The organism is Isoptericola haloaureus, from assembly GCF_036689775.1.
Taxonomy (GTDB): Bacteria; Actinomycetota; Actinomycetes; order Actinomycetales; family Cellulomonadaceae; genus Isoptericola; species Isoptericola haloaureus.
The window spans coordinates 167,443-193,782 of the sequence record NZ_JBAGLP010000110.1 but is presented as its reverse complement, the minus strand read 5'-3'; the positions used below and the strand labels follow the sequence as shown (position 1 = coordinate 193,782).

At 74.2% G+C, this 26,340-nt stretch carries 22 protein-coding genes; 7 read left to right on the top strand and 15 right to left on the bottom strand.

Annotation, left to right across the window (positions count from 1 at the left end):
- Position 1: 1 nt before the first annotated feature.
- The 4 genes from V5O49_RS04765 to V5O49_RS04750 all read right to left on the bottom strand — a co-directional run bounded on the left by V5O49_RS04765 (position 2) and on the right by V5O49_RS04750 (position 5,071).
- Positions 2-1,438 carry an apiosidase-like domain-containing protein gene (locus tag V5O49_RS04765; protein WP_332901229.1) on the bottom strand — a complete coding sequence of 479 codons (1,437 nt, stop codon included), beginning with the start codon at positions 1,436-1,438 and terminating at the stop codon, positions 2-4.
- Positions 1,435-2,625, bottom strand: a complete 1,191-nt coding sequence (locus tag V5O49_RS04760) for a polysaccharide pyruvyl transferase family protein (protein ID WP_332901228.1) — start codon at positions 2,623-2,625, stop codon at positions 1,435-1,437. Before V5O49_RS04760 ends, V5O49_RS04765 begins: the two co-directional genes overlap by 4 nt.
- A 175-nt stretch (positions 2,626-2,800) precedes the next feature.
- Positions 2,801-3,511 (bottom strand): class I SAM-dependent methyltransferase, encoded by a 711-nt coding sequence (locus tag V5O49_RS04755; protein ID WP_332901227.1) that lies wholly within the window; start codon positions 3,509-3,511, stop codon positions 2,801-2,803.
- Between the two features lie 93 nt (positions 3,512-3,604).
- Positions 3,605-5,071, bottom strand: coding sequence for an apiosidase-like domain-containing protein (locus tag V5O49_RS04750; RefSeq protein ID WP_332901226.1), 1,467 nt, complete (start codon positions 5,069-5,071; stop codon positions 3,605-3,607).
- Between the two features lie 148 nt (positions 5,072-5,219).
- On the opposite strand from V5O49_RS04750, the gene V5O49_RS04745 reads away from it, so the two are divergent.
- A complete protein-coding gene (locus V5O49_RS04745) occupies positions 5,220-6,368 on the top strand; it encodes a glycosyltransferase family 4 protein (RefSeq protein WP_332901225.1) in 1,149 nt (382 codons plus the stop codon).
- Here V5O49_RS04745 and V5O49_RS04740 read toward each other — a convergent pair.
- From V5O49_RS04740 to V5O49_RS04720, 5 genes are read right to left on the bottom strand one after another with little or no spacing between them, the layout of a single operon-like run.
- Positions 6,365-7,252 (bottom strand): glycosyltransferase family 2 protein, encoded by an 888-nt coding sequence (locus V5O49_RS04740; RefSeq protein ID WP_332901224.1) that lies wholly within the window; start codon positions 7,250-7,252, stop codon positions 6,365-6,367. The two genes, V5O49_RS04745 and V5O49_RS04740, sit on opposite strands and share 4 nt — an antisense overlap.
- Positions 7,249-7,884, bottom strand: a complete 636-nt coding sequence (locus tag V5O49_RS04735) for a PIG-L deacetylase family protein (RefSeq protein ID WP_332901223.1) — start codon at positions 7,882-7,884, stop codon at positions 7,249-7,251. Before V5O49_RS04735 ends, V5O49_RS04740 begins: the two co-directional genes overlap by 4 nt.
- Positions 7,881-9,062: a polysaccharide pyruvyl transferase family protein gene (locus V5O49_RS04730; RefSeq protein WP_332901222.1), complete on the bottom strand. Its 1,182-nt coding sequence runs from the start codon at positions 9,060-9,062 to the stop codon at positions 7,881-7,883. Before V5O49_RS04730 ends, V5O49_RS04735 begins: the two co-directional genes overlap by 4 nt.
- Positions 9,063-9,084: 22 nt before the next feature.
- Positions 9,085-9,936 (bottom strand): sugar phosphate nucleotidyltransferase, encoded by an 852-nt coding sequence (locus tag V5O49_RS04725; RefSeq protein ID WP_332901221.1) that lies wholly within the window; start codon positions 9,934-9,936, stop codon positions 9,085-9,087.
- A complete protein-coding gene (locus V5O49_RS04720) occupies positions 9,933-11,339 on the bottom strand; it encodes a glutamate-1-semialdehyde 2,1-aminomutase (RefSeq protein WP_332901220.1) in 1,407 nt (468 codons plus the stop codon). The genes V5O49_RS04725 and V5O49_RS04720 overlap by 4 nt, the downstream gene beginning before the upstream one ends.
- A gap of 142 nt (positions 11,340-11,481) precedes the next feature.
- Between V5O49_RS04720 and V5O49_RS04715 the strand changes: the two genes are divergently transcribed.
- Positions 11,482-12,033 (top strand): dTDP-4-dehydrorhamnose 3,5-epimerase family protein, encoded by a 552-nt coding sequence (locus V5O49_RS04715; RefSeq protein ID WP_332901219.1) that lies wholly within the window; start codon positions 11,482-11,484, stop codon positions 12,031-12,033.
- Here the strand turns inward: V5O49_RS04715 and V5O49_RS04710 are convergent.
- The 3 genes from V5O49_RS04710 to V5O49_RS04700 are packed head-to-tail and all read right to left on the bottom strand — an operon-like array spanning position 12,020 to position 15,545.
- A complete protein-coding gene (locus tag V5O49_RS04710) occupies positions 12,020-13,225 on the bottom strand; it encodes a class I SAM-dependent methyltransferase (protein ID WP_332901218.1) in 1,206 nt (401 codons plus the stop codon). The genes V5O49_RS04715 and V5O49_RS04710 overlap by 14 nt on opposite strands.
- Positions 13,222-14,520: a class I SAM-dependent methyltransferase gene (locus V5O49_RS04705; protein WP_332901217.1), complete on the bottom strand. Its 1,299-nt coding sequence runs from the start codon at positions 14,518-14,520 to the stop codon at positions 13,222-13,224. The genes V5O49_RS04710 and V5O49_RS04705 overlap by 4 nt, the downstream gene beginning before the upstream one ends.
- Positions 14,517-15,545, bottom strand: a complete 1,029-nt coding sequence (locus tag V5O49_RS04700) for an NAD-dependent epimerase/dehydratase family protein (RefSeq protein WP_332901216.1) — start codon at positions 15,543-15,545, stop codon at positions 14,517-14,519. Before V5O49_RS04700 ends, V5O49_RS04705 begins: the two co-directional genes overlap by 4 nt.
- 176 nt (positions 15,546-15,721) lie before the next feature.
- Between V5O49_RS04700 and V5O49_RS04695 the strand changes: the two genes are divergently transcribed.
- From V5O49_RS04695 to V5O49_RS04675, 5 genes are read left to right on the top strand one after another with little or no spacing between them, the layout of a single operon-like run.
- On the top strand, positions 15,722-17,719 hold the full coding sequence (locus tag V5O49_RS04695; protein WP_332901215.1) for a glycosyltransferase: 1,998 nt from the start codon (positions 15,722-15,724) through the stop codon (positions 17,717-17,719).
- The gene (locus V5O49_RS04690) at positions 17,716-19,047 is read left to right on the top strand and encodes an O-antigen ligase family protein (RefSeq protein ID WP_332901214.1); all 1,332 of its coding nucleotides are present in this window, start codon (positions 17,716-17,718) and stop codon (positions 19,045-19,047) included. Before V5O49_RS04695 ends, V5O49_RS04690 begins: the two co-directional genes overlap by 4 nt.
- Positions 19,044-20,159 (top strand): glycosyltransferase family 4 protein, encoded by a 1,116-nt coding sequence (locus V5O49_RS04685; RefSeq protein WP_332901213.1) that lies wholly within the window; start codon positions 19,044-19,046, stop codon positions 20,157-20,159. Before V5O49_RS04690 ends, V5O49_RS04685 begins: the two co-directional genes overlap by 4 nt.
- Entirely contained in the window at positions 20,156-21,196 is a 1,041-nt protein-coding gene (locus V5O49_RS04680) for a glycosyltransferase family 4 protein (protein WP_332901212.1), read from the top strand. Before V5O49_RS04685 ends, V5O49_RS04680 begins: the two co-directional genes overlap by 4 nt.
- The gene (locus V5O49_RS04675) at positions 21,193-22,335 is read left to right on the top strand and encodes a glycosyltransferase (protein WP_332901211.1); all 1,143 of its coding nucleotides are present in this window, start codon (positions 21,193-21,195) and stop codon (positions 22,333-22,335) included. The genes V5O49_RS04680 and V5O49_RS04675 overlap by 4 nt, the downstream gene beginning before the upstream one ends.
- Here V5O49_RS04675 and V5O49_RS04670 read toward each other — a convergent pair.
- From V5O49_RS04670 to V5O49_RS04660, 3 genes are read right to left on the bottom strand one after another with little or no spacing between them, the layout of a single operon-like run.
- A complete protein-coding gene (locus V5O49_RS04670) occupies positions 22,259-23,467 on the bottom strand; it encodes a glycosyltransferase (protein WP_332901210.1) in 1,209 nt (402 codons plus the stop codon). The genes V5O49_RS04675 and V5O49_RS04670 overlap by 77 nt on opposite strands.
- A complete protein-coding gene (locus tag V5O49_RS04665; RefSeq protein ID WP_332901209.1) occupies positions 23,464-25,149 on the bottom strand; it encodes a tyrosine-protein kinase domain-containing protein in 1,686 nt (561 codons plus the stop codon). Before V5O49_RS04665 ends, V5O49_RS04670 begins: the two co-directional genes overlap by 4 nt.
- Positions 25,146-26,318, bottom strand: a complete 1,173-nt coding sequence (locus tag V5O49_RS04660; RefSeq protein WP_332901208.1) for a glycosyltransferase — start codon at positions 26,316-26,318, stop codon at positions 25,146-25,148. The genes V5O49_RS04665 and V5O49_RS04660 overlap by 4 nt, the downstream gene beginning before the upstream one ends.
- Between the last annotated feature and the right edge of the window lie 22 nt (positions 26,319-26,340).

The following is a 26,340-nucleotide window of genomic DNA, read 5'->3' as shown; positions in this document are numbered from 1 at the left end:
CTCAGCCCACGGCGTGGGTGCCGAGCACGAGCAGCCAGTCGCCGTCGCCGGCGGCGTTCGGCCCCGGCGTCGTCATGGACCCGGCGGGCGTGGCCGGGGCGGGTTCGCCCGTCGTGGGGTCGACCCACCAGGCCCCGGCACCCGCTGCCAGCCGCTCCACGTCGAGCGTGATCGTCCGGTCCGTCGGTACGTAGACGAGCGCGAGGTCACCGTCAGGGCTCACCGCTGCCGTCGCACGGTCGCTCCCGAGCTGGTCGGTGGCCCCGGCATCCCCGTCCGCACCGCCGGTCAGCAGGCGCCCGGGGTCCGGCTGCAGCGTCCACCACGGCAACGACGCGACGACGTCACGGACCCGGGCCACCTGCTCGGCACCCTGCGAGCGCAACCGTTCCTGCCAGCCGGGCAGGAACTCCCAGTCGTCGCTGCCGTAGACGTCGCCCGGGGACCCCGAGGTGATCGCCCACAGCACCTGGCGTCGCAGGGTCTCGGTCGTGGTCGGCTCGCCGCCGGTGTTGTTCTCTCCCTCGTAGTTCGACTCGGCGAGGAGCGCCGGCCGCACCGGCGCCGTCTCGTACGCCGCGCTCACCGCCTCGTAGACCGGCTGGTACGTGTAGACGAAGTCCCAGTCCACGAGCGGTCCCCAGTGCTCGTCCTGGCCCGCGAACCGGACCGAGATGAGCTGAGCGGAGAAGGGACGCTGGTCGCCGGTGGATCGGATCCCCGCCTGCACCGCCTCGAAGCAGGCGTCCGTGGCCGGATCGGGGGTGTAGTCGCCGCCCGTCATCCACAGCACGTTGGGCAGGTCGGCCGCCCAGGCACCGACCATCGCACCGTACTCCCGGCACACGTCGGGCGGCGGTGAGCCGAACGGCTCGGCGATCGTCCAGCTGTCCACGGGGTAGAGCAGCACCGTGAGGCCGAGCTCGGCGGCGCGCCCGAGCGTCGCGTGCGCCCGGTCCCAGTAGACAGGGTTCCAGCGGGTGACGTCGCCGTCCGTGAACGGCAGGACCCCGTCGACCGTCGAGCCGTCGCCCGACGGCCCGCCGTTCGCGGGATTGCCGAGGAGGGAGACGACGAGCGCGTTGAACCCCTGCTCCGAACGAGTGGTCAGGTAGGTCTCCGCCTCGTCGGGCAGGAGGTCCACGAGCAGCGACCAGGGGGCGTCGCCCCGGACCAGGATCGGGTCGCCGTCCTGGTCGACGAAGAAGCGCTCGTCGTCGGAGATCGCGCTCACCCAGCGGGGTGCGCCGTCGTCCGCCGGACGAGCGGTGGACGGTGTCACGGACCGGACCGGCGCGTCGGCCGCCGGCGGGCGTTCGTACCACCCGTCCTGCGTCGGCGCCGCCGGCTGCAGCAGCTGGTAGCCGACGAGCGTCCCCGCCGCCACGACGGTGACCACGACGACCGTCAGCACGGCGCCCCGGACCGGCCTCCTCACGACGCCACCGGCTCGGTGTCTCGGAGGCCCAGAGCGGCCCGTTCGCGCGCGTCCTGCGCCAGGACCGCAGCACGGTCCCGGGCCGCCGCAGCCCGCACACGCCCCGACTCGGCGGTGTGGTCGGCGAGGATCTCGCGGACCTGGGTCACGATGACGTCGGCGTCGTAGGTGTCCCGGTCGTGCGCGCGGTCGGAGGGCCCGTAGGCGGCGACGAGGGACGCCTGCTTGTGGCCGTAGCCCGTGGCGACCACCGGGATGCCCTCGCTGACCGCGGCGATCAGGTTGTGGTAGCGCGCGGCGACGAGGACGTGGCAGCCGTCGAGGCTCGCGGCGACGTCCTCCACGGTGCGCGCCTCGCAGAGCTCGACGGCGGCGTCCCGGTCGAGGGCGCGGACGCGCCGCACCACCTCGGCCGCGACCCGGAGATCGAGGTCCTCGCCGGTCACGACGCGCACACGGACCCCCGCCTCGAGCAGGGCCCGTACCAGCGTGACGCTGCGCCGGGTGTACTCCTCGCGTCCGGCGTCGCGTTCCGTCCCGCCCCAGTCCATGACACCGACGGCGACCACGGGGTCCGTCCGCGCGCTGCGCGGTGCGGCCGGTCGCGTCACCGGTTCGCGGCCCAGCACGAGATCCGGGACGACCGGCACGTGACGGCGCACTCCGAGCGCGGCCACGGCACGTACCGACTCCTCGTCGCGGACGGTCAGCACGTCGGCCCAGGAGAGGACCCTCGCGAAGAACCAGCGCACGCCGCGCGAACCCCGGGTGTCGACGCCGACGCTGAGCAGCAGCAGGGGCCGGCGCCACAGACGGCACCAGACCGCCAGCCAGAACAGGGAGAAGGGGATGCCCCGGGGCCGGACCCCGTGCCCCTCGAAGATCCCCGTGCCGGGGACGATCACCGCGTCCACGGACCGGACCACTCCCCCGAGGTGCAGCACGTCGCCCACGCGTCCGGTCAGGCTCGTGAGCCCGTGCCGCATCGGGCCCGGACGGCGGATGTCGACCGCCTCGATGCCGTGCTCGGCCTCGACGTCCTCGGGCCGCTGCGCCACCGCCAGCGGCCGCGCGCCCGTGCCCTCGAGCAACCGGAGACCGGCCACGAGCGAGGCCTCGTTGCCGAAGTTGCCGATGCCCGTCTCGCCGAAGAGCGCGACCCGCGACCCGCCCCGGTCACGCCTCACGACGCACCCGGAACATCTCGCCGGGAGCGGTCGGCGCGCGTCCTCGCTGATGACGCCTCACAGCACCCCCCTCTGATCAGGTGATCCCAGTCTCCGGCACTCCCGGGGGCAGGGTGAACCCGTCGGAGAGGACTTCACCCGTCGGGGCCCGGCAGAGTCCCCTGGTCCGTCGGCGTCACCGGCCGCGGATCTCCGCGACGAGCGTGCGGCCCCAACCACGGCGTTCGAGGTGTCGATGCCACCGGATCCCCAGAGGTCCGAGCAGGTCCCGCAGCTTCTTGGACGTGAAGACACGCCGCCACGACGCATCTCCCTGCGGGGTGATGGTTCGGACGGCGACGACGTCGCCGGCCAGTCCCGCGAGCTCACGGAGCCGCTGCGGAGTGGGGCGCTCGTGACGCGCTCGAGGGTCCTGCGGAGGAAAGCGCCCGTGCTTGCCCAGCACGGCGGCGTTCTGCGCCGCGACGACGATCAGCCCCCCGGGCACGATCAGACGAGCGAGCTCTCGCATGAACGCCTCCTGGTCGGAGACGTGGGGCAGCGTCTCGAGACTCACGATGACGTCGAAGGACCGGGCGGGAAGTCGTTCGACGAGGATGTCCCCGGAGATGAAGGTCGCCGCGGGCGTCCGCTGCCGCGCTCGGGTGATGACGTCCCGGCTGATGTCGATCCCGGTCGCCTCGCCGTAGTCGACGAGCTGGTCGACCAGCCAGCCGGTGCCGCAGCCGATGTCCAGGAGGCGCAGGTCCGTGCGGTCGAGCCCCCGGACGGCCCGGTGCACGGCACGCGCCTGGTCCAGGGGAACCTGATCGAGCCCGTCGGGCTGTCGGTGCCTCGCGTTCCACTCGTCCCAGTAACCGACCTCGGCATCGGTGACAGGCTCCATCTTCCGAGAGTGCCGCACGTCGATCTTCCTGCGACCCGAGACGGACGTTTTCACCCGGCGGCGAGCACCCCCACGGCTGCACGCACAGGACGATCAAGCCGCTCCGTCGAAGGCGAGCAGCCAGTCCGTCGCTCCGTCGCTGTTCGGACCGGGCGTCGTATAGGTGGGCCCGTCTCCCGCCGGCGCCTCGACGCCGGAAGCGGGATCGATCCAGCGGGCACGGAGGTCGGGCGCGAGCCGGGCGCGGTCCACGGTGATGGTCCGCGTGCTCGGCACGTACACCAGCGCCTGCGATCCGTCCGGCGTGAGCGCCGCTGTGACGTAGTCGTTGTCCAGCACGTCCGTCGGGGCGTCGTCCGTGAGCAGCGTCCCGCGGCCGGAGGTCACGAGCGGGTCGTCGGTGTCGGGCCACAGCCGCCACCAGGCGAACTCCTCCACCACGTCGAGGGCGGTCGCGGCTGCGTGGGCGCCCGAGGAGTCCAAACGAGTTTCCCACCCCGGCAGGAACTCCCAGTCGTCGGTCCCGAAGAAGGCACCGCAGGCTCCCGACGTCATCGCCCAGAGGACCTGGCGTCGGATCGTCTCGTCGGTGGTCGGCGGGGTCTCCGGCTGGTTGTTCTCACCCTCGTAGTTGCCCTCACCCATGACCGCCGGGATCGAGGGCGCGGCCTCGACCGCGTCGAGCACCGCTCGATAGGTCGGGAAGTACGTGTAGACGAAGTTCCAGTCGACGCGAGGCCGCCAGAAGGGGTTGTCCGTCGAGACGGACTTGTCGTAGCCGAGCTGGATGGAGAACGGCCGCTCGACCGCCGTGTCGAGACCCTCGCGCACCGCGTCGAAGCAGCGGTCGACGTCGCTGCCGTCCTCCGGCTCGTTGGTCACGGGGAAGTAGTCGCCGCCCGTGACCCACACGATGTTCGACAGGTCGGCGAGCCGCGCTCCGACCTCGGCTCCGTAGGTGCGGCACTCGTCGATCGAGCGTGGCACGAACGACGTCCCGATCGTCCACCCGTCGACCGGGTACAAGAACATCGTGACCCCGTGCTCGGACGCCGCGGCCACCGCGGCGTGCACGTGGTCCCAGTACTCCGGGTTCAGACGGGTGACGTCGCCGTCCAGGAACGGCGAGACGTCGTCGACGGTCGCGCCCGAGTCCGACGGCCCGCCGTTGCCCGTGGCACCGAGCAGGGAGACGAGCAGCGCGTTGAATCCTTGCTCCTCGCGCGCGGCGAGGTAGTCGCGGATCTCCTCGCTCGAGAGGTCGGTCAGGAGCGACCACGGAGAGTCCCCCCGGACCAGGACCGGCCGCCCGCTCTCGTCCTGGAAGGAGCGCCCGTCCGCGGACACCGTCCACGCCGTCCCGACGCCCGGTGCCCCCGGCGGCGCACCGCCGTCGTCCGGCACGGACCCGACCTCCGGACCCTCGCCCTCGATCCGGAGAGCCTGCGGGTTCGCGTCGTCACGAACGGCCAACCAGACACCGACCGCGGCCGCTCCCAGGACGACGACGGCCACGAGGGCCGCCGTGATCAGCCGACGACGCGCGTTCCACGAACTCATCTCACCCCTCCGACGGACTACGGCCAGTATCGGCGGCCCCGGCAGCGGCCGGGCTCGGCATCGGCAACTTCACCCTCGGGAGCCGGGGCCGTCGGACACCGCCCGTCGGTACGATCGCTCCAACGACGCCTCGTGACCGGGACCTACCGTGCAACGCCGCCACATCCACGTGATCACTCCGGGCGACCACTTCTCGCCCCGCACCGGGAGCGCCATCCCGACGGTCGTCCACGGGCTGGCCTCGGCGGCACCGTCGAGCGCGCCCCGCCCGAGCGTCGTCGTCGCACGAGGGACGTATCCGGACCGCTACCCGAGCGCCGACGTGATCGAGTACTCGGCTTCCCCGCCCCGACCCCGGGACCGCTGGGGCGACGCCGTCTGCTCGCGGATCACGGCGACGCGGCCCGGCCGACGACGTGAGTTCGCCGCCCCGCTCGCGGAGCAGGGCGACTGGGCTCCCGGCATCGTGCTCGCGCACAACGCCCCGCAGGCGATCCCCCTCGTGGATCCCGACGTCCACGCCCCGGTGCTCTACGCGCACAACGACCTGCTCGGGACCTACTCCCGACGTGAGGTCGCGAAGGTCCTGGACCGGAGCACGGCCGTCGTCTGCGTGAGCGCGTTCCTGGCGGACGTCACCCGGGAACGGATGCCGTCGTACCTGCACGACCGCGTCCACGTGGTGCGCAACGGTGTCGACACCACGCAGTTCGCGCCGGCGGCGGAGGGATCCGGCAGAGATCGTCTGGAGGTGCTCTTCGTCGGGCGCATGGTCCCCTCGAAGGGCGCGCACGTCGCGCTCGCCGCGATGGGTCGGCTGGGCGACCGCGACGTCCGGCTGACGATCGTCGGGAGCGCCGGGTTCGACGCGACCCAGCCGCTGGACGACTACGAGAAGGAGATCCGGCGGGAGGCGGCGGCCCTGGGAGCTCGGGCGCGTGTCCTGCCGTTCGTGCCGAGGGACGAGGTCGCACGCCTGATGTCCACGGCGGACGTGCTCGTGGTCCCGTCCGTGTGGCCGGAGCCGTTCGCCCTGACGGCGCTCGAAGGTCTGGCGTCGGGATGCGCCGTCGTCGCGTCCCGGACCGGAGGGATCCCCGAGGCCACGGGCGATGCCGGCGTCCTCGTCGAGCCCGACGACCCCGCGCAGATCGCCGCCGCACTGACCACGCTGCACGACGACTCCGCCGCCCTGGCCGCCGCTCAGGACTCGGCGCGGCGCTACGCGCTCGCGCACGACTGGCGACGGACCTGGGACACGCTCGCGGCGACGCTGCCCCCGGCGGACCGCCCCTAGGGGGCGGGCACGGGCCACCCGGCCGCCACGGCGACGTCACGCGCCATGCCCCGCCAGCGCGGCACGACCCAGGAGGAGGCGACGGCGCTCCACGCGCGCACCTTCTCCCCGGCGGGGAGGGGGGCACGAGCCACGGCACGGAAGAGCTCGGCGTTGAGCCGGGTCTGCGGGAACGCGAACCGCACCGCGGCCCGGGGCGCGTGCCACCTGACCTGTTCGTGGCCCTGCTGCGAGAGCTGTGCCCCGTGCCGTCGGGGTCGGAAGAGGAACTCGTCGGACTGCAGCATCGGACCACGGCACAGCAGCTCGGTGTTCAGCACGATGTCGTCGCCGACCATCGCGATCATCCCCCGGGTCTGCCGGAGCACCGACGAGCGGATGAGGCCGTAGACGACGTGCGACGCCTGCGCACGGAGCAGGTTGCGGACGCGGGCGGCGGCGTCCGGCGCGTCGAGGCCCATCGCACCGTCGTGGAGGGTCTCGATCACGACACCCTGCTCGTCGATGACCTGGGCCCGGGAGCAGGCGAACGCGGCGCGCCCGTCGGCGTCCAGCAGCTCCACGCACGACCCGGTGAAGCCGGGCAGCTTGACGTCGTCGGCCGCCAACCAGGTGAAGTACTCGCCGCGGGCCAGCCGTGCCACGTTCATGTAGTTCCACCCGCCGCCACGGTTCTCGTCGTAGCGGCGGTAGACGACGCGGTCGTCCTCGGCCGCGGCCTGCCGGCACAGGTCCGAGGTGCCGTCGGTCGAGCCGTTGTCCGACACGATGATCTCGATGTCCTCGAACGACTGACGGCGCGCCGAGGCCAGTGCGTCGTCCAGATACTCCTCGCCGTTGTAGACCGGGAGGCCGATGGACACCCGAGGCGGACGCGCCGTCACGGCTCGAGCACCGTCTTGTAGGTGGTGAACGCCTCGGCGTACCGGTGCTGCGCCTCGATCCCCCGGATCCTCAGGTGCCCGAGGAACATCTCGTCGTCCCACCAGGCACGGTCGACCTGCGACGGGTAGCAGCTGGTCAACAGCTCGATCTTCCGTCGCGCCTGCTCCGCGGTGACCGGGACGTACACGTTCGGACGTGCGAGGTCGCCGTCCCACTTGGGGATCTCGTAGTGCAGCACGGTCGGGCCGCGCCAGACGGTGGTCGTCAGCTCACCGACGAGGCGATGGTCCTGGTGCGCGTCGTCGGGCCGCGGCGCGAAGACGAGGTCCGGGGCAGGGACCCGGCGCGCCACCTCGTGCAGCGCCGTCTTCACCGCGCCCCAGTGCTCCGGCAGGCGTCCGTCCGGGAGACCCGCGAAGTGCGTCTCCAGGGCGTCCGCCGTGAAGGCCCGGGCCGCGTCGCGCGCCTCGTCCTGCCGCTCCGCGCCACCCGTCATCGTCAGCACGGCCCCACTGATCCCTCGCGACTCGCGCAGGGCGAGGAGGGTCGCCCCGCAGCCGATCTCGACGTCGTCCGGATGGGCCGCGAGGCAGACCACCGTGACCGGACCGCTCCCGCCGGTGAGCCTCATCGGCCCTCCTCGACCAGCGACGTGGCGGGCGATCGGTCGTCCGTCTCCCACAGCCGCGCCACGGTCACCCACTCCCGGTCCAGGCGCGCCGCGGCCGCCGTGATCGCCCGGTCGGCATCGAGGCGGCGGTGCTCCCGCTCGACCACGACCTGGTCGACGGCGGCCGCCACCACCGACGGCTCGAAGGTCTCGATGTCGAAGCTCAGGTCGCCGCTGCCGAGCGCGCGCAGAAGCTCACCGTGCTTCGTGCCGTAGGCGAGCGCGATCACGGGGGCGCCCGCCAGCGCGCCGACGACGAGCGTGTGATAGCGGGCCCCGACCACGACCGAGGCCCGGGACATCAGCGACGTCAGCTCGGCCACGTCGCCCGCGGAGCTGACCTGCGCGGCCGAGGAGGACGCGATCTCGTGCGCGGTCGGCAGGTCGCACTCGTCGCCCCCGACCAGGACCACCGGGTGCCCTGCCGCCGTGAGCAGGTCGACGAGCCGGACGGAGCGGTCGACGTAGCGCTCGTGGACCTCGGCCCGTCGGTCCGGGTCGTCGTCCTCGGCGAAATAGCTCATGACGCCGACGACGACGGGGCGGCCGCTCCCGGCCCTCCGGTCCGCGACGTCGGACGTCCGCGAGGACCCCAGCACGAGGTCGGCGACCACCGGGTCGTCCGGCCGACCGGCCCCCATCGCGAGCAACGACCGGCGGGACAGCTCGTCCCGGACGGACCGGTACGCCGACCACCGTGCCACCTGCCGGACGAAGAACCGCGTCAGTCGCGCGTCCTGCTCCTGCACCCCCACGTCGAGCAGGACGAACGTGCGACGCCGCGCCCGCGCGGCCAGAGCGAGGCTCCAGATCTCGAACGCCGTCCCGAACGGCCCGGCACCGAGCCGTTCCCAGGCCCCGCCACCCGCCACGACGACCACGTCGACGTCGCGCAGGACGTGCCAGGCCCGAGGCAGCGCCGAGAGCCTGTTGGCGGCGACGCGGACCGCTCCGGCGACGGACCGGGTCGAGCCCGTGGACGGTGGCACCAGCTGCACGGCCGCCAGCCCGCGCTCCCGGGCCACGCGCTCGGCGCCCTCGGCCACGACGAGGACACGTCCCCGGTCACCGATGCGCTCGAGCACGGCCGTGAGGGTGGCCTCGTTGCCGAAGTTGCCGATGCCGAACAGGCCGAACACGGCGATCCGAGGATCGCGCCGGTCAGACGTTCGCACCGATCCGCCCGATGACCTCGCCGACCTCGACCTCGGGCACGCGGCGTGCCTGGTGCTGCCGCACGGCGTCCCAGACCGCCCACGGACGGTTGCCCACCCGGTTCATCTCGTCCAGGGCGGACCTCTCCTTGAGCGTGTCCATCGGCGCCCAGAACCCCTCGTGCGGGTGCACGCGGAACCGGCCGTCGCGCGCGGCCCGGACGCAGGCGTCCATGACCAGGTCCTCGCCCTCGTTCAGGTAGTCGAAGATGCCCTGGCGCAGCACGAAGTAGCCGCCGTTGATGCACATGCTCATGCCCGCGACGGGCTCCAGGTCACGCATCGTGCCGTCCGGCTCGTAGCGCACCACGTGGAAGGAGTCCTGGGGTGCGACCGCCATGAGCGAACCGACCGCGTCGGTCCGCAGGAAGTCGTCGACGATCCGGTCCATCGGCGCGTCGGTGAGCACGTCGCCGTAGTTCGCCAGGAACACCTCGTCGTCGTCGAGGTAGCGCCGCACCCGACGCAGCCGCTCGCCGATCGCCGTGTCCATCCCGGTGTCGACGAACGTGATCGTCCACTCGCTGATGTCGCTGCCGAGCAGCTCGATCTCCTGGCCCCCCTTGGTCAGGACGAAGTCGTTGGAGTGGGTCTCCTGGTAGTTGAGGAAGTAGTCCTTGACGGCGTTCGCCCCGTAGCCCAGCGCGAGGACGAACTCCGTGTGCCCGAAGTGCGCGTAGTACTTCATGATGTGCCACAGGACCGGGCGCGAGCCGATGGGCATCATGGGCTTCGGCAGCGAGTCCGGGCCGGACCGCATGCGCATCCCCAGCCCTCCGCAGAACAGCACGACCTTCATGAGCCGATCCTCTCGGTGTGTCGGTGGGAACGGAGACGTCGTGGTGCCGCCCGGGCGCGCAGCGCCGGCGCGACGGGTCGCCCGCGCAGCAGACCGTCGGTCGTGCCGGCGTCGAGCGCCGCCGCGTAGACCGGGAGCGCGCCGCGGACCGCGTCGACCGTCGCCTCGATGTCCGCGTCCGTGTGGGCGGCCGAGACGACGAACGACTGGCAGAGGATCCCGCGCTCGAGCAGCTCCTGCAGGAACAGGGTCCGGTACGCCTGCGACGGGGAGCCCTCGGGGTCGCGGGTGCCGAACACGAGACAGGCGGGGTGCCCGGAGACGGTGACGTGGTCCTGCAGGCCGGCGTCGGCGACCACCGCCTCGACGCCCGCCCGGAGCTTCTCGCCCTGGGCCGCCATCACGCCGGGGACGTCGGTCCGTCGGTATGCGTCGTGGACGGCGAGGTAGGCGGCCAGGCCCGCCGTCTCGGCACCGTGCGTGGTGGACATCAGGAAGACGCGGTCCGCGTCGGTGTCGAGACCGCCGAGCTCCATGAGGTTCCGCCGGCCCGCGAGCGCCGAGACCGCGAACCCGTTCCCGAGCGCCTTGCCCCAGGTGGACAGGTCGGGGGTGACGCCGTGGACCGCCTGGGCGCCGCCCGACGACCACCGCATCCCGGTGATCATCTCGTCGAAGACCAGCACGATCCCCTCGCGGTCGCACAGCGTCCGCAGGCCCTGCAGGTACCCCGGCGACGGCGACGCCCCGGCCGTCTCCGCCTCGAGCACCAGGGCGGCGATGCGCCCCGGGTGCTGGGCGACGAGCGCCTCGACCGCACCGAGGTCGTCGTAGGGGAACTCGACCGTCAGGTCGCGCACCGCCTGCGGGATCCCGGCCGACATGCTGGTGGTGCCCATGAACCAGTCGTCGACCGAGAAGAACGGCTGGCTGCCGCAGAGCGCCACCAGGTCGCGTCCGGTCGCGGCGCGGGCGAGACGCACCGCCGCGGTCGTCGCGTCCGAACCGTTCTTCGCGAACTTCACCATCTCCGCCGTGGGCACCTGGTCGAGGAACGCCTCCGCCGCGCGGAGCTCCCAGACGGTGGGGCGGGAGAAGCTGACCCCGTCGGCGATCGCGGTGGACACGGCGTCCACGACCGGCCGGTAGCCGTGCCCGAGCGTCACGGAACGCAGTCCCATGCCGTACTCGACGAACTCGTTGCCGTCGACGTCCCAGACGTGCGACCCCGCGCCGCGCACCACGACGGGAGCCATCTGCTCCGGGTACTGGTCGGAGCCGCGGGCGTAGGTGTGGGCACCGCCGGGGACGAGCTCGTGCAACCTCGCCTGCGCCTCGGCCGAGGCGGCGAAGGAACGCACTCCCGGCGACGAGGTGAGGCCTGCGGGCATCTCCTGGGTCATGGCCGCTCCCTGGTCGACGACAACCAGTCTGCTCGGCCCGGGGTCGGTCGCTGAAGAGCCCGGTCGCCTTTTCATCCGGTCACGGCGAGACTTCACCCGGCGGCCCCGGAGCATCGCCGGGCCGAGACCCTACGGTGGGTGCATGGAGGTGCTGCCCACCCGGCTCGAGGGCGTCCTGCTGCTGGCCCCGACGCCGCACGCGGACGACCGCGGGGTGTTCACCCGCACGTTCGACGCCGCCACGGCCGCCGAGGCGGGGATCGACCCGGCAGCGTTCGTCCAGGACTCGCAGTCGCGGTCGTACCGCGGGGTCGTCCGCGGCCTGCACGGTCGGGTCGGCGACGGCGAGGCCAAGCTGGTCCGTGTGGCGCACGGGGCCGTCCTCGACGTCGTCGTCGACGCCCGTCCCGGGTCCGCCACCTTCGGCCGGTGGGAAGCCTTCACCCTCGACGACACCGACTTCCACGTGCTCTACGTCCCGCGCGGGATGTTGCACGGGCACCAGACACTGACCGGGACCGCCGACGTCTGCTACCGGATCGACGCCGAGCACGACCCGACCGAGGACGTGGCGGTGCACCACCTCGACCCCGATCTGGCCGTCCCGTGGCCGGCGGAGATCACGACGGTCAGCGCACGCGACCGCGCCGCCGGGTCGTGGGCGGATCTCGCCGCCCGCCTCACGGCGTCCTGACCGGCACCGGATCCACCACCGCCGGGGCAGGCTCGGCCACCACCCAGTGCCCGCCCGAGGCCTCGACCTCCGGGTACCGTCGGCGCACCTCGTCGAGGAGGTCCGGCACGAACAGGACCACCCATGGCGGCCGCAGCTCCGCGAGCGCGGCCGGCGCCACGATCGGGACCCGGCGCCGGGAGCTCCCGCCGGCCGTGCCGGGCATCGACCGGCCGTGCTTGGCCGGCGAGGCGTCGACGACGGCGCGCAGGTCGTCACCCGTCACACCGGCCACGGTCAGCAGCGCCACGGCCCGCGACGCCGCCCCGTAGGCGACGACCCCGTCGGCGCGGTGCGCGTCCAACCAGGTCCGCAGCGCGGTCGCCGACCGGACCACGGACTCCTGCAGCCGACCGAGCTGCACGCCGTCGGTCACACCGCCGGCCCGTTCCTGGTCCAGCATCTCGTCGACGGCGCCGAGCCTCGGGGTGCCGGCGGCGTCCGCCGCGCGCCGGGAGCCCGCGCGGGCGAGGGCGAGCACCACGGTGCCCCCGTACAGGTCGTACCACCACAGCCCCACGGGCACGAGGCCCACCGCCCGGGCGGCGTCGACCAGCCAGGTCACCGCGTAGTAGGCGAAGTGCCCGTGCCGCAGCGCGTTCCAGGCGCCGGTGCGCAGGATGGTGCCGATCGGGTGCACGTGCAGCGCGAGCACGCCCTCGTCGGCGAGGCGTGCGGCCCGCCCCTCCAGCGCGGCCCGCTGGTCGGCGTCGTGCATCATGCCCAGGGAGTCGACGACCAGGTCGACGGCCTCGCCGTCGCTCGCGCCGTCGTCGGCCGCGACCAGGCCGCGCGCGGCGAGCGCGGGGAGCCAGGACCCGCCGTGCGGGCTCGGGAGCTCGGCGACCCGGCCACCGGGGACCGCCAGCCCGGCCTCGACGAGGTCGGCGGCGGCCTGCTCGGACTGGTCCACCAGTGCCGCGGGCTCCACACCGCGCGGCTCGTCCGCCTCGGTCGGGTCGTCCTCGAGCTGGGCCAGACCGCAGGCCGAGCACAGCACCATCCGCAGCGGGTACGACAGGTCTGCCGCCGGGTCGCCGGCGAGCGGGAACACGTCGGCCGCGGGCTGCTCGCCCAGGTCGAGGACGACGGTGCCGTCGGCGCCGGCGCACCACCGGCACCGCCAGGAGGGGACGGGGGCGCTGCCGGTCATGTGCCCGGCTCGAACACCTCGAGGTGCGGGAGCGCCACCACGAGCCGGCCTCCCCACTGCGCGACGTGCGCGAGCTGCGCCGAGATCTCCTTGCGCAGGTTCCAGGGCATGATCACGACGTAGTCGGGTCGAGCCTCGTCCAGCGCCTCCGGGGCGTGCACCGGGATGTGCGTCCCGGGGAGGAACCGCCCGTGCTTGTAGGGGTTCCGGTCGACGGCGAACTCCAGCAGGTCGGCCCGGACCCCGCAGTGGTTCAGCAGGGTGTTCCCCTTGCCCGGGGCCCCGTAGGCCACGACCCGCTTGCCCTCCCGTCGCGCCGCGAGGAGGAAGGACACGAAGTCGTCCCGGACCGTCGCCACCTGCTCGGCGAACCCGTCGTGCCCCTCGACGGTGTGCAGCCCGAACGCCTCCTCGGCGGCGAGCACCCGGGCGACGGCGTCGGACGGGCTCGCGCTCCCGGCCTCGACGGTCTCCGTGGGCGCGGACCACGTCCGCAGGGACCCGCCGTGGGAGGCGAGCTCCTCGACGTCGACGACGGTGAGGCCCGCCGCGGCGAGCACCCGCTGCGTGGTGAGCAGCGACAGGTAGCTGAAGTGCTCGTGGTAGATCGTGTCGTACTCGTTGCCCTCGATGAGGCGCAGCAGGTGCGGGATCTCGATCGTCACGCGTCCGTCGTCGGCGACCAGCGCACGCAGGCCCTTCGCGAAGTCGACGATGTCCGGCACGTGCGCGAACACGTTGTTGGCCACGACGAGGTCGGCGGGCCCGTGCTCGCCCCGGACGGCCCGGCCGGTCTCCTCGCCGAGGAACTCGACGAGGGTGGGGACGCCGCGGGCGACCGCCGCCTCGGCGACCGTGCGGGCCGGTTCGATGCCGAGGCACCGGATCCCCCGCTCCATGACGTGCTGCAGCAGGTAGCCGTCGTTGCTGGCGACCTCGACCACGAACGACGCGCCCGGGACGAGACCGAGGCGCTCGACGGCCGCGTCGACGTAGCGCCGGGCGTGCTCGACCCAGCTCGTGGAGTACGACGAGAAGTAGGCGTAGTCGTCGAAGATCTCGGTCTCGGGGACGTAGGCGGGCAGCTGCACGAGCAGGCACCGCGTGCAGAGGCGGACGTTGAGCGGGTAGAAGGTCTCGCCCTGGTCCACCTGGTCGGCACGCAGGATCGCCTCGCACGGCGGGGACATGCCCAGGTCCACGAAGGTGCGGTCCAGCCGGGCGCCGCAGAGCCGGCAGGCGGGGCCGGGCGCCTGCTCCGTGGCCGCCGTCGGTGACGTCGACGTCGCGGTCATGCCGCCACCTCCATCCGCAGGCGGGCCAGGTCGAGCCGCCCGGCGTCCGCCAGCTCCTGGATGCGGTGGAGCCGCACGAAGGTGTGCTCGAACTGCTCGACGGTGAGGTGCCGCTCCTGCATGTCGCGCCACAGCTCCTCGATGCCGTCGCGGACGGTCCAGCGGGGCGCCGCGGCCGGGAGCAGGCTGCGGATCTTGGTGAAGTCGACGCGGTAGTTGCGGGCGTCGGCCCCGGCACCGGGGGCGAACGTCACCGGGGCCCCGGTGACGTCGGCGACCTGCTCGGCGACCGTGCGGATCTGCACGACGTCCTCGTCACGCCCCACGTTGAACGCCTGGTCGTGGATCACGTCGCGCGGAGCCTCGAGAGCGGCCGCGAAGGCGGAGGCGATGTCCTCGGCGTGCACGAGGGGCCGCCAGGGCGACCCGTCGGACTGCAGCCGGACCTCACCGCGGGTGTACGCGGTGCCGGTGAGGTTGTTGACGACGATGTCGGCCCGCAGCCGGCGCGAGCTGCCGTAGGCCGTGGCGTTGCGCAGGTAGGTCGGGCTGAACGAGTCGTCCGCGAGCGGCGAGATGGCCTGCTCGGCCCGCACCTTCGACTCCCCGTAGGGGGTCACCGGGTGGAAGTCGCTGGACTCGTCGACCGGTGCGTCGCCGGCGGCGCCGTACAAGGAGCAGGACGAGGAGAACAGGAAGCGCTCCACCCCCGCCTGCTTGGCGACCTCGGCCATGTGCACCGCGCCACCGGTGTTGACCGAGTAGGTCGCGTCCGGGGCGAGGTGCCCGATCGGGTCGTTGCTGATCGCGGCCAGGTGGACGACGGCGTCGAAGCCCTCGAGATCCTCCGGTCGCGCGTCGCGCACGTCACCGGTCCGCTGCTCGTAGTCGCTGTCGGGGGTGCCGAAGTCGCACCCGTCGTACCAGCCGACGTCGAGCCCGACGACCTCGTGGCCGTTGGCCCGCAGGAACGGGACGAGCACGGCTCCGAGGTAACCCCGGTCGCCGTCGACGAGAACCCTCATGTCAATCTCCTCCGATCGCAGGGGACCTCGCCACGACGTTAACCAGAAGTCCGCGACCCGCACAGGTGCCGACGGGGTGGAATTCGCCCCACGGCGGGGTGAAGTCCTGCGCCGCACAGGCTATTCACCCCGTGGCGGGGTTTCACCGGCCACCCCGCCGGGAGACGATCTGCCTCATGAGGGTCGTGCGCGTCTCCCACAGCGCCGTCGTGGACGCCTGGCGTGACCGCGAGCGCGAGCTGCGTCGCCGGGGCGTCGACGTCGCCCTGCTGAGCGCGCGCAGCTGGTCCGAGGGCGGGCGGCAGGTCCCTCTCCGGCCTCGTCCGGGCGAGGACGTCCGCGGCGCGCGGACCGTCGGGACGCACCCGGCGCTGTTCCTCTACGACCCGATCGCCCTCTGGCGCGTGCTCGGCCGCTCGCACGACCTCCTCGACGTCCACGAAGAGCCGTTCGCCCTGGCCACGGCCGAGGTGCTCGCGGTCCGGGCGGCGCGGCGCGCCGTCGACCGGCTGCGCGGACGGCCTTCCCCGGCCCCGCCCTACCTCGTCTACAGCGCCCAGAACCTGCCCAAGCGCTACCCGTGGCCGTTCGGCGCGCTCGAGCGTGCCGTGCTCCGGCACGCCGGCGGGGCCCACACCTGCAACGCCGGGGCCGCCGTGATCCTGCGGGACAAGGGCCTGCGGGGCCCGGTCGCGACGATCCCGCTCGGCGTGGAACCGCAGGACCCGGACCCGCGCGACCGGCGTCGACGTCCCCAGCCCGGCGACGGGGAGATCGTGGTCGGCCTGGCCGGACGCCTCGAGGAGCACAAGGGCGTGGCCGTGCTCCTGCGTGCCCTCGAGCTGGAGCCCCGGCTCCGCCTCGTCGTGGCCGGCGGGGGCACGCTGGCCGCGGCCGTCCGGACGGCCGGGCACGCGCACGGCCGTGCCCGGCTCGTCGGGGCGCTCGAGGGCGAGGACCTCGGCGCCTTCTACCGCTCCGTGGACGTCCTCGCCGTGCCGTCGCTGACCACGCCGGGCTGGGTCGAGCAGTTCGGCCGCGTCGCCGTCGAGGCGATGGCGTGCGGGACTCCCGTCGTCGCGAGCGCCTCGGGGGCGCTGCCGGACGTCGTCGGCGACGCCGGGCTGCTCGTCCCGCCCGGCGACGCGCGCGCCCTGGCGACCGCCCTGACCCAGGTCGTCGACGAACCCGGGCTCGCCGACCGGATGCGCGCCGCAGGCCTCGAGACGGCCGCGCGGTGCTCCTGGTCGTCGGTGGCCGCGGCGTACCTCGACCTCTACGAGCGCGTGCTCGACCCGCCGGTCCCGGCCGTCGATCCGCCGGAGGTCGTGGTCGTCGCCTACGGCGGAACCGAGCTGGTCCGCCAGGCCCTCGACCCGCTCGTCGGCGCCTACCCCCTGACCGTCGTGGACAACTCCTCCCTGCCGGGCATCCGGGAGATCGCGGAGCAGGCCGGCGCCCTCTATCTCGACCCCGGTCGCAACGGGGGGTTCGCCGCCGGGGTGAACCACGCCCTGGCGCACCGTCGGCACCCCGGCCGCGACGTCCTGCTGCTCAACCCGGACGCCGTGGTGGAGCCCGACGACGTCGCCCGGCTCCAGCGCACGCTGCACCGAGGACCCGGCATCGCGAGCGTCGGGCCCCGGCAGGTCGACGGCGACGACCGTCCCGCCCGGGTCGTCTGGCCCTATCCGTCGCCGATGGGCGCCTGGGTCGAGGCGCTGGGGCTGGGCGGGCTCCGCCGGGTCCCCGCCCGGCGCAGCTTCGTCGTCGGTTCGGTCCTGCTGCTGGCCGCGGAGGCGTTGGACGACGTCGGAGGGTTCGACGAACGGTTCTTCCTCTACGCCGAGGAGTCCGACTGGGCCTACCGCGCGAACCGCCGCGGCTGGCGTCACGTCGTCGACCCCGACGTCGAGGCACGACACCTCGGCGGCGCGAGCTCCGCGGACGCCACGCGCCGCGACACGCACTTCTACGCCTCCCAGGAGCACTTCCAGCGCAAGCACTTCGGTGCCGCCGGATGGCAGGTCGCCCGCGCCGGGTCCGTCCTCGGCGCCGCGGTGCGCACGGCCGTGACGCGAGGCGACCGGCACGAGACCGCCCGGCGACGCCTCCGGCTCTACGTGGGCGGGCCGGCGGCCGCCGAGCGCCGACTGCGGACGGCCGGCCCGTGATCGTCGCGGGCCGGGTGCTGGGTCTGACCGCGGTCGCCGCCGGCCTCGCGGTCATCGGCTTCCTGCTCCCGGAGCACACCGAGGTCGCGCTCGGCCTGGCGTTGCTGGTGCTCGTCGTCGGCCTCACCTTCTACGACCCCGTCGCGCTGCCGGTCCTCGCGATGCCCGCCCTCGTGATCATCCTGCGGGTCGGGGCCGGCGGCCTCGACCTGTCGGTCAGCGACGTCGCGCTCTTCGGCGCGCTCTGCGCGGCGGTCCTCCTGGCACCGCGGCCCTTCTCCCCCACGATGCGCTCGCTGCTGTGGCTCACCGTCGTCTACCAGATGGCCACGCTCTTCACGGTCCTCGCCAACCCGTACCTGGAGAACACCGTCGAGTGGTTCCACGCCTGGCTCTCCACGGCCGGCGCGCTCGTCGTCGGGTGGTCGGTCGGGCGGGCGGGCCGAGCCCGCGTCGGCCTGACGCTGTTCCTGGGCGCCTGCCTGGTGATCGCCGTCCTGACCCTGATGACGGCGCTCCAGCAGCTCGCCGCCGGCTACACGGGCCCGGTCTACCTCGACTGGCCCTGGGCGATGCACAAGAACCTCGTCGGCTGCGTGCTGTGCTTCGCCGCGCTGGTCGCCTGGGCCCGACCCTCGTGGGTCGGGTGGCCGCGCTGGTTCGCCTGGGCGGCGTTCTGGGCGTGCGCGGCCGGGACCGTCGCCTCCCAGGCACGGCAGGCCCTCGTCGCCCTGGCCGTCGGGGTCATCCTCGTCACGCTGCGCGGCGACCCCGACCGCAAGCGCTCCAAGCTCATCCTCCTGGCCGCGATCCCCGCGGTGTGGGCCGTGTTCCTCGCGGTCGCCGAACAGCTCTCCGCGGACAACGAGTTCAACTCGGCCAACCAGCGGCTCACCTGGTTCGAGCAGAGCCTCGAGGTGTGGCGGACGAGCCCGTGGTTCGGCGTCGGGCTGCGCTGGTGGTCGTCCGGCCGCACGGAGTACTCCTTCCAGCCGCCGAACGCCGAGCTGGAGGTGCTCTCGACCACCGGCGTGGTCGGCCTGGCCGGGTTCGTCGTGCTGTTCGGCGGCACGCTCATCGTGCTGTGGCGCGCGGACCGTCGCTTCGGCACGCTCGCCGTCGCGGTCGTGCTGGCCAAGCTGGTGCAGGGCCAGTTCGACCTGTTCTGGACGGCGGTGGTCGTGTCCGTGCCGATGGCGATCGCCGGCGTCTGCGTCGGGGCCGAGGCCTACGCCCGGTCACGGGACACGGTCGGGTCCGGGAGCCACCGGCGAGAACCGAGCGTGCCGCTCGGGTCGCTGGACGAGGCGGGGACCGGGCGACCATGAGGATCCTGCAGATCGCTCCCACCATCGGCCCGGGCACCGGGGTCGGCGCCGTCGCCCACCACCTCGAGCAGGAGTGGCAGCGGCGCGGCGTGCGGACCGCGCGGTTCACGCTCGAGGACGCGGGCGGTTCCTGGCTCCCGGCACCGGGGTCGGGTGTCCGCGGCAGGTTGGCGCTGGCAGCGCGCGTGGTGTGGTTCAGCACCGTGGGGACGGTCCGCGCGCGCCGTCTGCTCGCCCGCGAGCCCGGGACGCTCAGCGTCTGCCACAACGACGTGCTCGCCGGCGACGTCTACGTCAACCACGGCATCGTCGCGGCGGCCATGCACGCACGGGGGGCGTTCGTCCGGCGCATGCTGCGCAACCCGCTGCACGTCCTGACCACGGTGCGCGACGCGATCCGCTACCGCACCGGCACGCACCGGGCCGTGGTCAGCCTGACCAGCAGCGAGCGCGACGCGCTGCGCCGCTGGTACGGAGGGCTGCGCGTCCCCACGGCGGTGATCGGCAACGGGGTCGACGTGGAGCGCTTCACGCCGCCCACGGAGGCCGACCGGGCGGAGGCCCGTGTCCGTGCCGACGTCCCCGAGGGGGCCACCCACGTGGTGTTCGTCGGCCACGAGTTCGACCGCAAGGGGCTCGACCTCCTGCTGCGGGCCGCGGCGGACCTGCCCGCGGTGCACGTGACCGTGGTCGGCGGCACGCCGGACATGCTCGCCGACGTCCGTCGGCTCCTCGCCCGGCTGGGCACCGCGTCCCGGGTCCACCTGGCCGGAGCGGTCGCCGACCCGCGGCCCTGGCTTCGGGCGGCCGACGCCCTGGCGCTGCCCAGCGCCTACGAGGCGAACGCGCTGGTCGTGCTGGAAGCCCTGGCGTGCGGCGTCCCGGTGGTGGCGACGCCGGTGGGCTACGCCCCCGACGTCGTCGACGACGGGCGCAACGGCTGGCTCGTCGAACGCACCGTCGCCGGTGTGCGGACCGGGCTGCGCGCCGTCGCCGCGCTGGACGACGACGCGCTGGCGGCGGCACGGCACGCGGCGCGCAAGACCGCGGAGCAGCACGACTGGGGGACGGTCTCGCAGCAGTACCTCGACCTGTTGGAGCAGCTCGCATGAGGATCCTGCACGCCGTCCGGTCGGACGGGTTCGCCGGGGTGGAGCGTCACGTCGCCCGCCTGGCGCGGGCGCAGTCCGCCCTCGGCCATCAGGTCACGATGGTCGGCGGGGACGCCCGACCCGTCCGCCGGACCCTCGACGGGGCGCCCGTGCGGCACGTCCCGGCGGCGACGACGCCCGACGTCGTCCGGGCGCTGCTCCGCCACGGCCCGGGCGCCGACGTCGTCCACGTGCACATGACCGCCGCCGAGATCGCCGCCACCGTGGCGGGGACGCTGCGGCCGGACGTCGGCCCGGTGGTCACGACCCGGCACTTCGCCCGACGGCGCGGCTCCGGACGGCTCGGGCCCCTCGTCGGCGCCGTAGCACGGCACCGTGTCACCGCCCAGATCGCGGTGAGCCGGTTCGTCGCCGAGGCCGTGGACGGTGACTGCGTCGTCGTCCACCCGGGAGTCGACCCCGTGCCGACCACGCCGGCGCCGGCCGCGTCCAGGACGCCCACCGTCCTCGTCGCCCAGCGGCTCGAGCCCGAGAAGCGGACGGACCGGGCCCTCGAGGCCTTCGCCGTCTCCGGCCTCGCCCGGGACGGCTGGACGCTGGAGGTGGCGGGCGACGGGTCCGAGCGGCCCGCCCTGGAGAAGCGCGCGAGCGAGCTCGGCATCGTCGAGGACGTCCGGTTCCTGGGCGTCCGCGACGACGTCGAGCAGCTCATGACGACCGCCGCCCTGCTGCTGGCGCCCTGCCCGGTGGAAGGACTGGGCCTCAGCGTCCTCGAGGCCATGGCCGCGGGCCTGCCGGTCGTCGCCGCCGACGCCGGTGGGCACCGGGAGCTGCTGCGCGGGCTCGACCCCGACGTGCTCTGCCCGCCGGACGACGCAGCCGCGGCGGGCCGGGCGCTCGGCGCGCTCGCAGCCTCCCCGGCGCGGAGGGACGCGACGGCGGCCGAGGCACGGGACCGCCAGCGCCGGCTGTTCAGCCCGGACGTCCAGGCCGAGACGACGGTCCGCACCTACCGAGACGTCCGGGGCGCCTCGTGACCGACGTCGTGCTCGTGTCCCTCGAGGCCTGGGACGCCGTGTGGCGGCGGAACCAGTACCTCGTCGCCGAGATGCTCCGCGCCGACCCCGCGCTGCGGTTCCTCGTGGTCGAACCGGCCGCCGACCCGCTGTTCGCGCTGCGCCGGGGACGGGCTCCCCGCACGGGTCGGGGGCTGCGGCCTGCGCCTGCCGTCGACGGCGTCGCGGCGGGACGCCTCTGGCTCTACCAGCCCACCAAGCCCCTGCCGCGACGGCTCGACCACCGCGCCGACGAACGCCTGGCGCGCGCGACGGTCCGCGCGGCGCGTCGGCTCGGCATGTCGCCGGTGCTGTGGGTCAACGACCCGGCCGCCGCGACGCTGCTGCGGGACTCCGGCTGGCCGGCCCTCTACGACGTCACCGACGACTGGCTGGCGGCCGAGCGCACCGCGGCGGAGCACGGACGGCTGGTCCGGGACGAGGGCGTCCTGCTCGAGCGCTGCGCCGAGGTCGTGGTCTGCTCCCCCGGCCTCGCGGCGACGAAGGGTGCCGCACGTCCCGTGACGCTGATCAGCAACGCCGTCGACGTCGGACGCTACCGGGCGCCGCACGCCCGGCCCGAGGACCTGCCCGAGAGCCCGGTCGCGCTCTACCTGGGCACGGTCCACCCCGACCGGTTCGACGTCGGGCTGCTCGAGGCGACCGCTCGCGCGGTGCACGGGCACGGGTCCGTCGTGCTCGTGGGCCCGGTCGTCGACGTCGCCCGCGAGGACCGGGCCCGGCTGGAGGAGATCGGCGTGCAGCTGCTCGGCGCGCGGGACTGGCGCAGCGTCCCGGCCTATCTCCAGCACGCGGACGTGCTGATCGTCCCCCACGTGGTCGACGCCTTCACCGACAGCCTCGACCCGATCAAGCTCTACGAGTACCTCGCGGCCGGCCGGCCCGTCGTGTCCACACCCGTCGCCGGCTTCCGTGACCGGTCCGACCCCCAGGTCCGGGTGGTCGCACCGGCGGACTTCCCTGGTGCCGTGCGGGCCACGCTGCGGTCGCGCGCCCCGACGGCCGACGTCCCGCCCGACGTGCCTACCTGGACGGCCCGCGCCGTCGACATGGCCGACGTCGTCGCCCGCTGCGTGCGACCTCCCGCCAGACGGCCGTGACCTGCTCCGCCGTCCGCCGCGCCGTCAGGGTGCCGGACACCTCGGCGTGCGCGCGGTCGGCCCGCTCCTGCGCGCGGGGCAGGTCGTCGAGCACCTCGACGACCGCCCGGGCCAGCGCCGGGACGTCGCCGGGCCGCACGAGGACCCCGCGCCCCTCGCGACCGCGGCCGACGATCTCCGGGACGCCGCCCGCGTCCGTCGCGACCACGGGGACCCCGCGCGCCATCGCCTCGACCACGACCTGACCGAAGGGCTCGGGCACCGGCGAGGCGTGCACGAGCACCGTCGTCCGGTCGAGCTCGGCGCTCGGGTCGGCCACCGGACCGACCCACCGGACGCGGTCGGCGACGCCGAGCCGCCGCGCCTCGGCACGGACGCGGCGGGCGTGGTCCTCCTGTCCGAAGAGGGGCGCCCCCACGACCCGGCACTCGACGTGCGGGTGGTGGGCCAGGATCTCGGGCAGGGCACGGACCAGCTCGAGCTGCCCCTTGGTCGGGCTGATCCGTCCGAGGATCCCGACGACCGCGGCGCCCTGCGGCACCGGGCGCGGGCGGTCCCGCACCTGGTCGGCACCCAGCCCGGGGTGAACGACGACGGCCGCGCGGGGCAGCGTCGCCGCCGTGGCCCGGGAGTTCGCCACGAGCCGCGTCGGCAGCCGCGCCGCCAGCCGGACGAGCCGGACGAGGACGGCGGGCAGGTAGTCGGGGGCGATCCGGTCGTGCACGTGCCAGACGAGGGGTCGGCCGGCCAGGAGGGCCGGGCCGAGCGTCAGCAGGTCCGCCTTGAGCGACGTGGAGTGGACGACGTCGGGACGGCACCGCCGGAGGAGGCCCGTGAGCTCGACGAGGAACCGCAGGACCGCGCCCGACGACGGCACCGTCGCGCGCACCAGCGCCCCGACGCGCGAACGGGAGACCGTGGACAGCCGCGGGACGAGGGGCAGCACCCGGGTCGGCACCCCGGCACGCGTGAGCTCGGCGACCAGCGGCCCGTCGGCGAGCAGCAGGCATCGCACCGACACCTGGGCCGGGTCGAGCTCCCGGCACAGCCGGAGCAGCGCGAGCTCGGCGCCGCCGAGCTGGGCCGTGTGGTCGACGACCAGGACACGGACCGGTCGGACCGGTGCGCTCACCACATCGACGGATGGTCGGACGACATCCGGTCCCGCCCGGGGACCGACGCCGCCCGGGACCGGTCCGGGTCGTCCGCCGACGCGGCACCGCTGTCGGCCGGCTCGTCGCGTGCGGCACCGGAGTCGTCGCCGGACGTGGCCCACGCCCCGCCCTCGTCGCCCCCCGCCGTCTCGTCCGCGCTCTCCGCGGGGCCCTCGGACGGGGAGTCGGCGGCGACCGGGGCGTCGGTCCCGTAGCTGGAGGCGTACCGCATGCGGCGATCGCCCTTGACGCCGCTGAGCGCCAGCCCGACGAGCGGGACGTGGTTGATGCGGAGGCGTCCGGCCGCCTCCTGCAGGACCACGCGGTCCGTGCGCTCGAGGGAGGCGATCAGCACGACGCCGTCGGCGTAGCCGCCGAGGATCGTCGCGTCGGCGGCGGCGAGGACGGGAGGTGCGTCGACGACGATGATGGCCGCCTCCTCGCGCAGCTCCTCGAGCAGGCTGCGCACCTCGGCGGTCGCCAGGTAGTCGGCCGGGTCCATCGCCTCGTTGTGGATGCTGACCAGGCGCAGGTTCGGGATGTGGGTCGGGCGGATCCGCTCCGACGTGTCCGCCGGGTGCTCGCCCTCGCCGACGGTCTCCTCGACCTCGGGCCGTCGCAGGTCCCCGGACAGCAGCAGGGTGGACCGGCCGCTCAGGGCGAACGACGCCGCGAGGTTGGCGGTGATGAACGCCCGCGGCGCGTGCGGGTCGGCCGCCGTGACGACGACGATCGCCTGCCGTACGTCGCCCAGCGACACGCGGACGGCGGTGCGCAGCTCGCGGACCGACTCGGTGAACGGCGACGCGTGCCGGCTCGTGACCGGCAGGTGGCCGGTCCGTCGGAACTCCTTGGCCGTGGCACGGACGTCGTGGAGCCCGGCGAGCACCGGGACCTCGGCGAGGCGGGCGGCCTCCCCCGGGGTGCGGACCCGCAGGTCCAGCCCGCGGCGCGCGAACGCCAGGCCGACCCCTGCCACGAGTCCGACGAGCACCCCCAGGGCCGCGACGAGCGCCGGGGGCAGGCCCTGCGGCACGGCCGAGGTGGCCGGGGCGTCGAGCACGGCGGGCTCGGAGATCGACTGGAAGCTGCTGTGCAGTGCCGAGACGGCCCGGTACTGCTCCACGATGGTGTCCTGCTCGGCGGTGGCCAACGGGTCGTCGGCCGATCCCCTGAGCTCCCGGCGGACCGGCGCCAGCTGCTCGCGCAACGCCTGGCGACGGTCGTCGAGGGCCGCGAGCTGCTCCTCCAGCACGGTCGGCATGAAGGCGACGTAGGCCTCCGCGACCGCGTTCGCCCGGCCGACGGCCTGCTCGGCCGTGCTGCCCTGCGCCGTGACGGACAGGGTCTGGGTCTCGGCGTCGTAGGAGCCGCTCGTGGCGCCCACGAGGACGGTGGGGTCCTCGTCGAGCTGCTCGGCGGCCGCGTCGACCACGGCGGGTTCGTGCACCTGCTCGGGATCGGCGTCGACGCTCACCGAGGTGCCGGTCTCGGCGCCGGGCACCGCGTCCGTGCCGGCGACCGTCACGGTCGCGGTGGACTCGAAGACGGTGTCCTGCCGGTCGAGGTAGAGGAACGTCCCCCCCAGCACGAGCAAGACGGCCGCCACGACGTAGTACTTGCCCGCCCAGACCGTCTGCAGGAACTCTCTGAGCGTCATCGACGACCACCTCCGTGCGCGGCGGAGACAGGGCCGCCCGCGTCCCACACGTCCTCGACCACCTCGCGGAGCCGCCGGACGAACCGTTCCGCGCCGAACGCGGCCACGTGCTGCTTGATCGCGTCGTCGTCCCACGGGTGGGCGGCCGCGGCCTCGATCGCATCGGCCACGAGCGGTGCCGAGGGCGCGTCGAAGAAGATCCCGGTCCGCCCCTCGACCACCGTGTCCAGGTAGCCCCCGTCGCGGAGCACGACGGACGGACGCCCGAACGCACCGGCCTCCAGCGGCGACAACCCGTAGTCCTCGTACGAGGCCGCGACGAGCACGTCCGCGTGCGCGTAGAGCCACCGCAGCCGGGCGTCGTCGACCCGGCCGAGCAGGTGGACGCGCCCGGGGGTCCCGGGACCGCGAACTGTCGTCGCGGCGAGTCGGTCGCGCTCGGGCCCGTCACCGACCACGACCAGCTCACGTCCTGTCGCGAGCGCCGCGGCGACGACCACGTCGACGTTCTTGTACGGCAGCAGCCGCGCCACGCAGAGCAGGAAGCCTGGTTCCACGCCCGGCACGGCCGTCATCTCGCCGTCGGGCAGCATCGCCGGCGGAGGCGGGAGCACCTCGGCCTCGATGCCGTACGCCTCCTGGACCGCTCGCCGGGTCACCGTGGAGTTCGCCAGATACCTGTCGGCCCGGTGGGCGGCCGCGACGTCCCACCGGCGCAGCGCGGGACCGAACGTCGCGACGGCTCCGCGCGCCAGGCCGCGCCGGGCGCGGTGCGCCGCCCGGCCGCCTCCCGGACCCAGGTAGCGGTCGGTCTGGTAGAGCCACCGGGCCGGTGCGTGGCAGTAGACGACGGTGCGGCGTGCACCGCGGTACCCGTGCGCCCAGCCCGTCGACGAGGTCACGAGGACGTCGGCGTCGACCCGCTGCCGGCCGACGGCGGGAGCCAGCAGGGGCAGCGCGAGCCGGTGGTGCCGACGCAGTGCGCCGACCCGGTTCAGCGCCGAGGTGCGCAGGTCGAGGTCCGCGAACCCCGGGAACGTCCCCGCCGGGTCGTAGAGCGTGGTGTGCATCGGTGCGCCCGGGAACGCCTCCGCCAGCAGGAGGGCGACACGCTCCGCACCACCACGCTGCGTCGCGTAGTCGTGCGCGAGCGCCACGGTCGCGGCCACGGTGCTCTCCCCTCGGTCAGGT

Coding starts and splice junctions, on each gene's coding strand:
- V5O49_RS04755 (WP_332901227.1), bottom strand. CDS start 3,511: ATGGAGCCTGTCACCGATGCCGAGGTCGGTTACTGGGACGAGTGGAAC.
- V5O49_RS04750 (WP_332901226.1), bottom strand. CDS start 5,071: ATGAGTTCGTGGAACGCGCGTCGTCGGCTGATCACGGCGGCCCTCGTG.
- V5O49_RS04735 (WP_332901223.1), bottom strand. CDS start 7,884: ATGAGGCTCACCGGCGGGAGCGGTCCGGTCACGGTGGTCTGCCTCGCG.
- V5O49_RS04725 (WP_332901221.1), bottom strand. CDS start 9,936: ATGAAGGTCGTGCTGTTCTGCGGAGGGCTGGGGATGCGCATGCGGTCC.
- V5O49_RS04720 (WP_332901220.1), bottom strand. CDS start 11,339: ATGACCCAGGAGATGCCCGCAGGCCTCACCTCGTCGCCGGGAGTGCGT.
- V5O49_RS04715 (WP_332901219.1), top strand. CDS start 11,482: ATGGAGGTGCTGCCCACCCGGCTCGAGGGCGTCCTGCTGCTGGCCCCG.
- V5O49_RS04710 (WP_332901218.1), bottom strand. CDS start 13,225: ATGACCGGCAGCGCCCCCGTCCCCTCCTGGCGGTGCCGGTGGTGCGCC.
- V5O49_RS04705 (WP_332901217.1), bottom strand. CDS start 14,520: ATGACCGCGACGTCGACGTCACCGACGGCGGCCACGGAGCAGGCGCCC.
- V5O49_RS04700 (WP_332901216.1), bottom strand. CDS start 15,545: ATGAGGGTTCTCGTCGACGGCGACCGGGGTTACCTCGGAGCCGTGCTC.
- V5O49_RS04695 (WP_332901215.1), top strand. CDS start 15,722: ATGAGGGTCGTGCGCGTCTCCCACAGCGCCGTCGTGGACGCCTGGCGT.
- V5O49_RS04685 (WP_332901213.1), top strand. CDS start 19,044: ATGAGGATCCTGCAGATCGCTCCCACCATCGGCCCGGGCACCGGGGTC.
- V5O49_RS04680 (WP_332901212.1), top strand. CDS start 20,156: ATGAGGATCCTGCACGCCGTCCGGTCGGACGGGTTCGCCGGGGTGGAG.
- V5O49_RS04665 (WP_332901209.1), bottom strand. CDS start 25,149: ATGACGCTCAGAGAGTTCCTGCAGACGGTCTGGGCGGGCAAGTACTAC.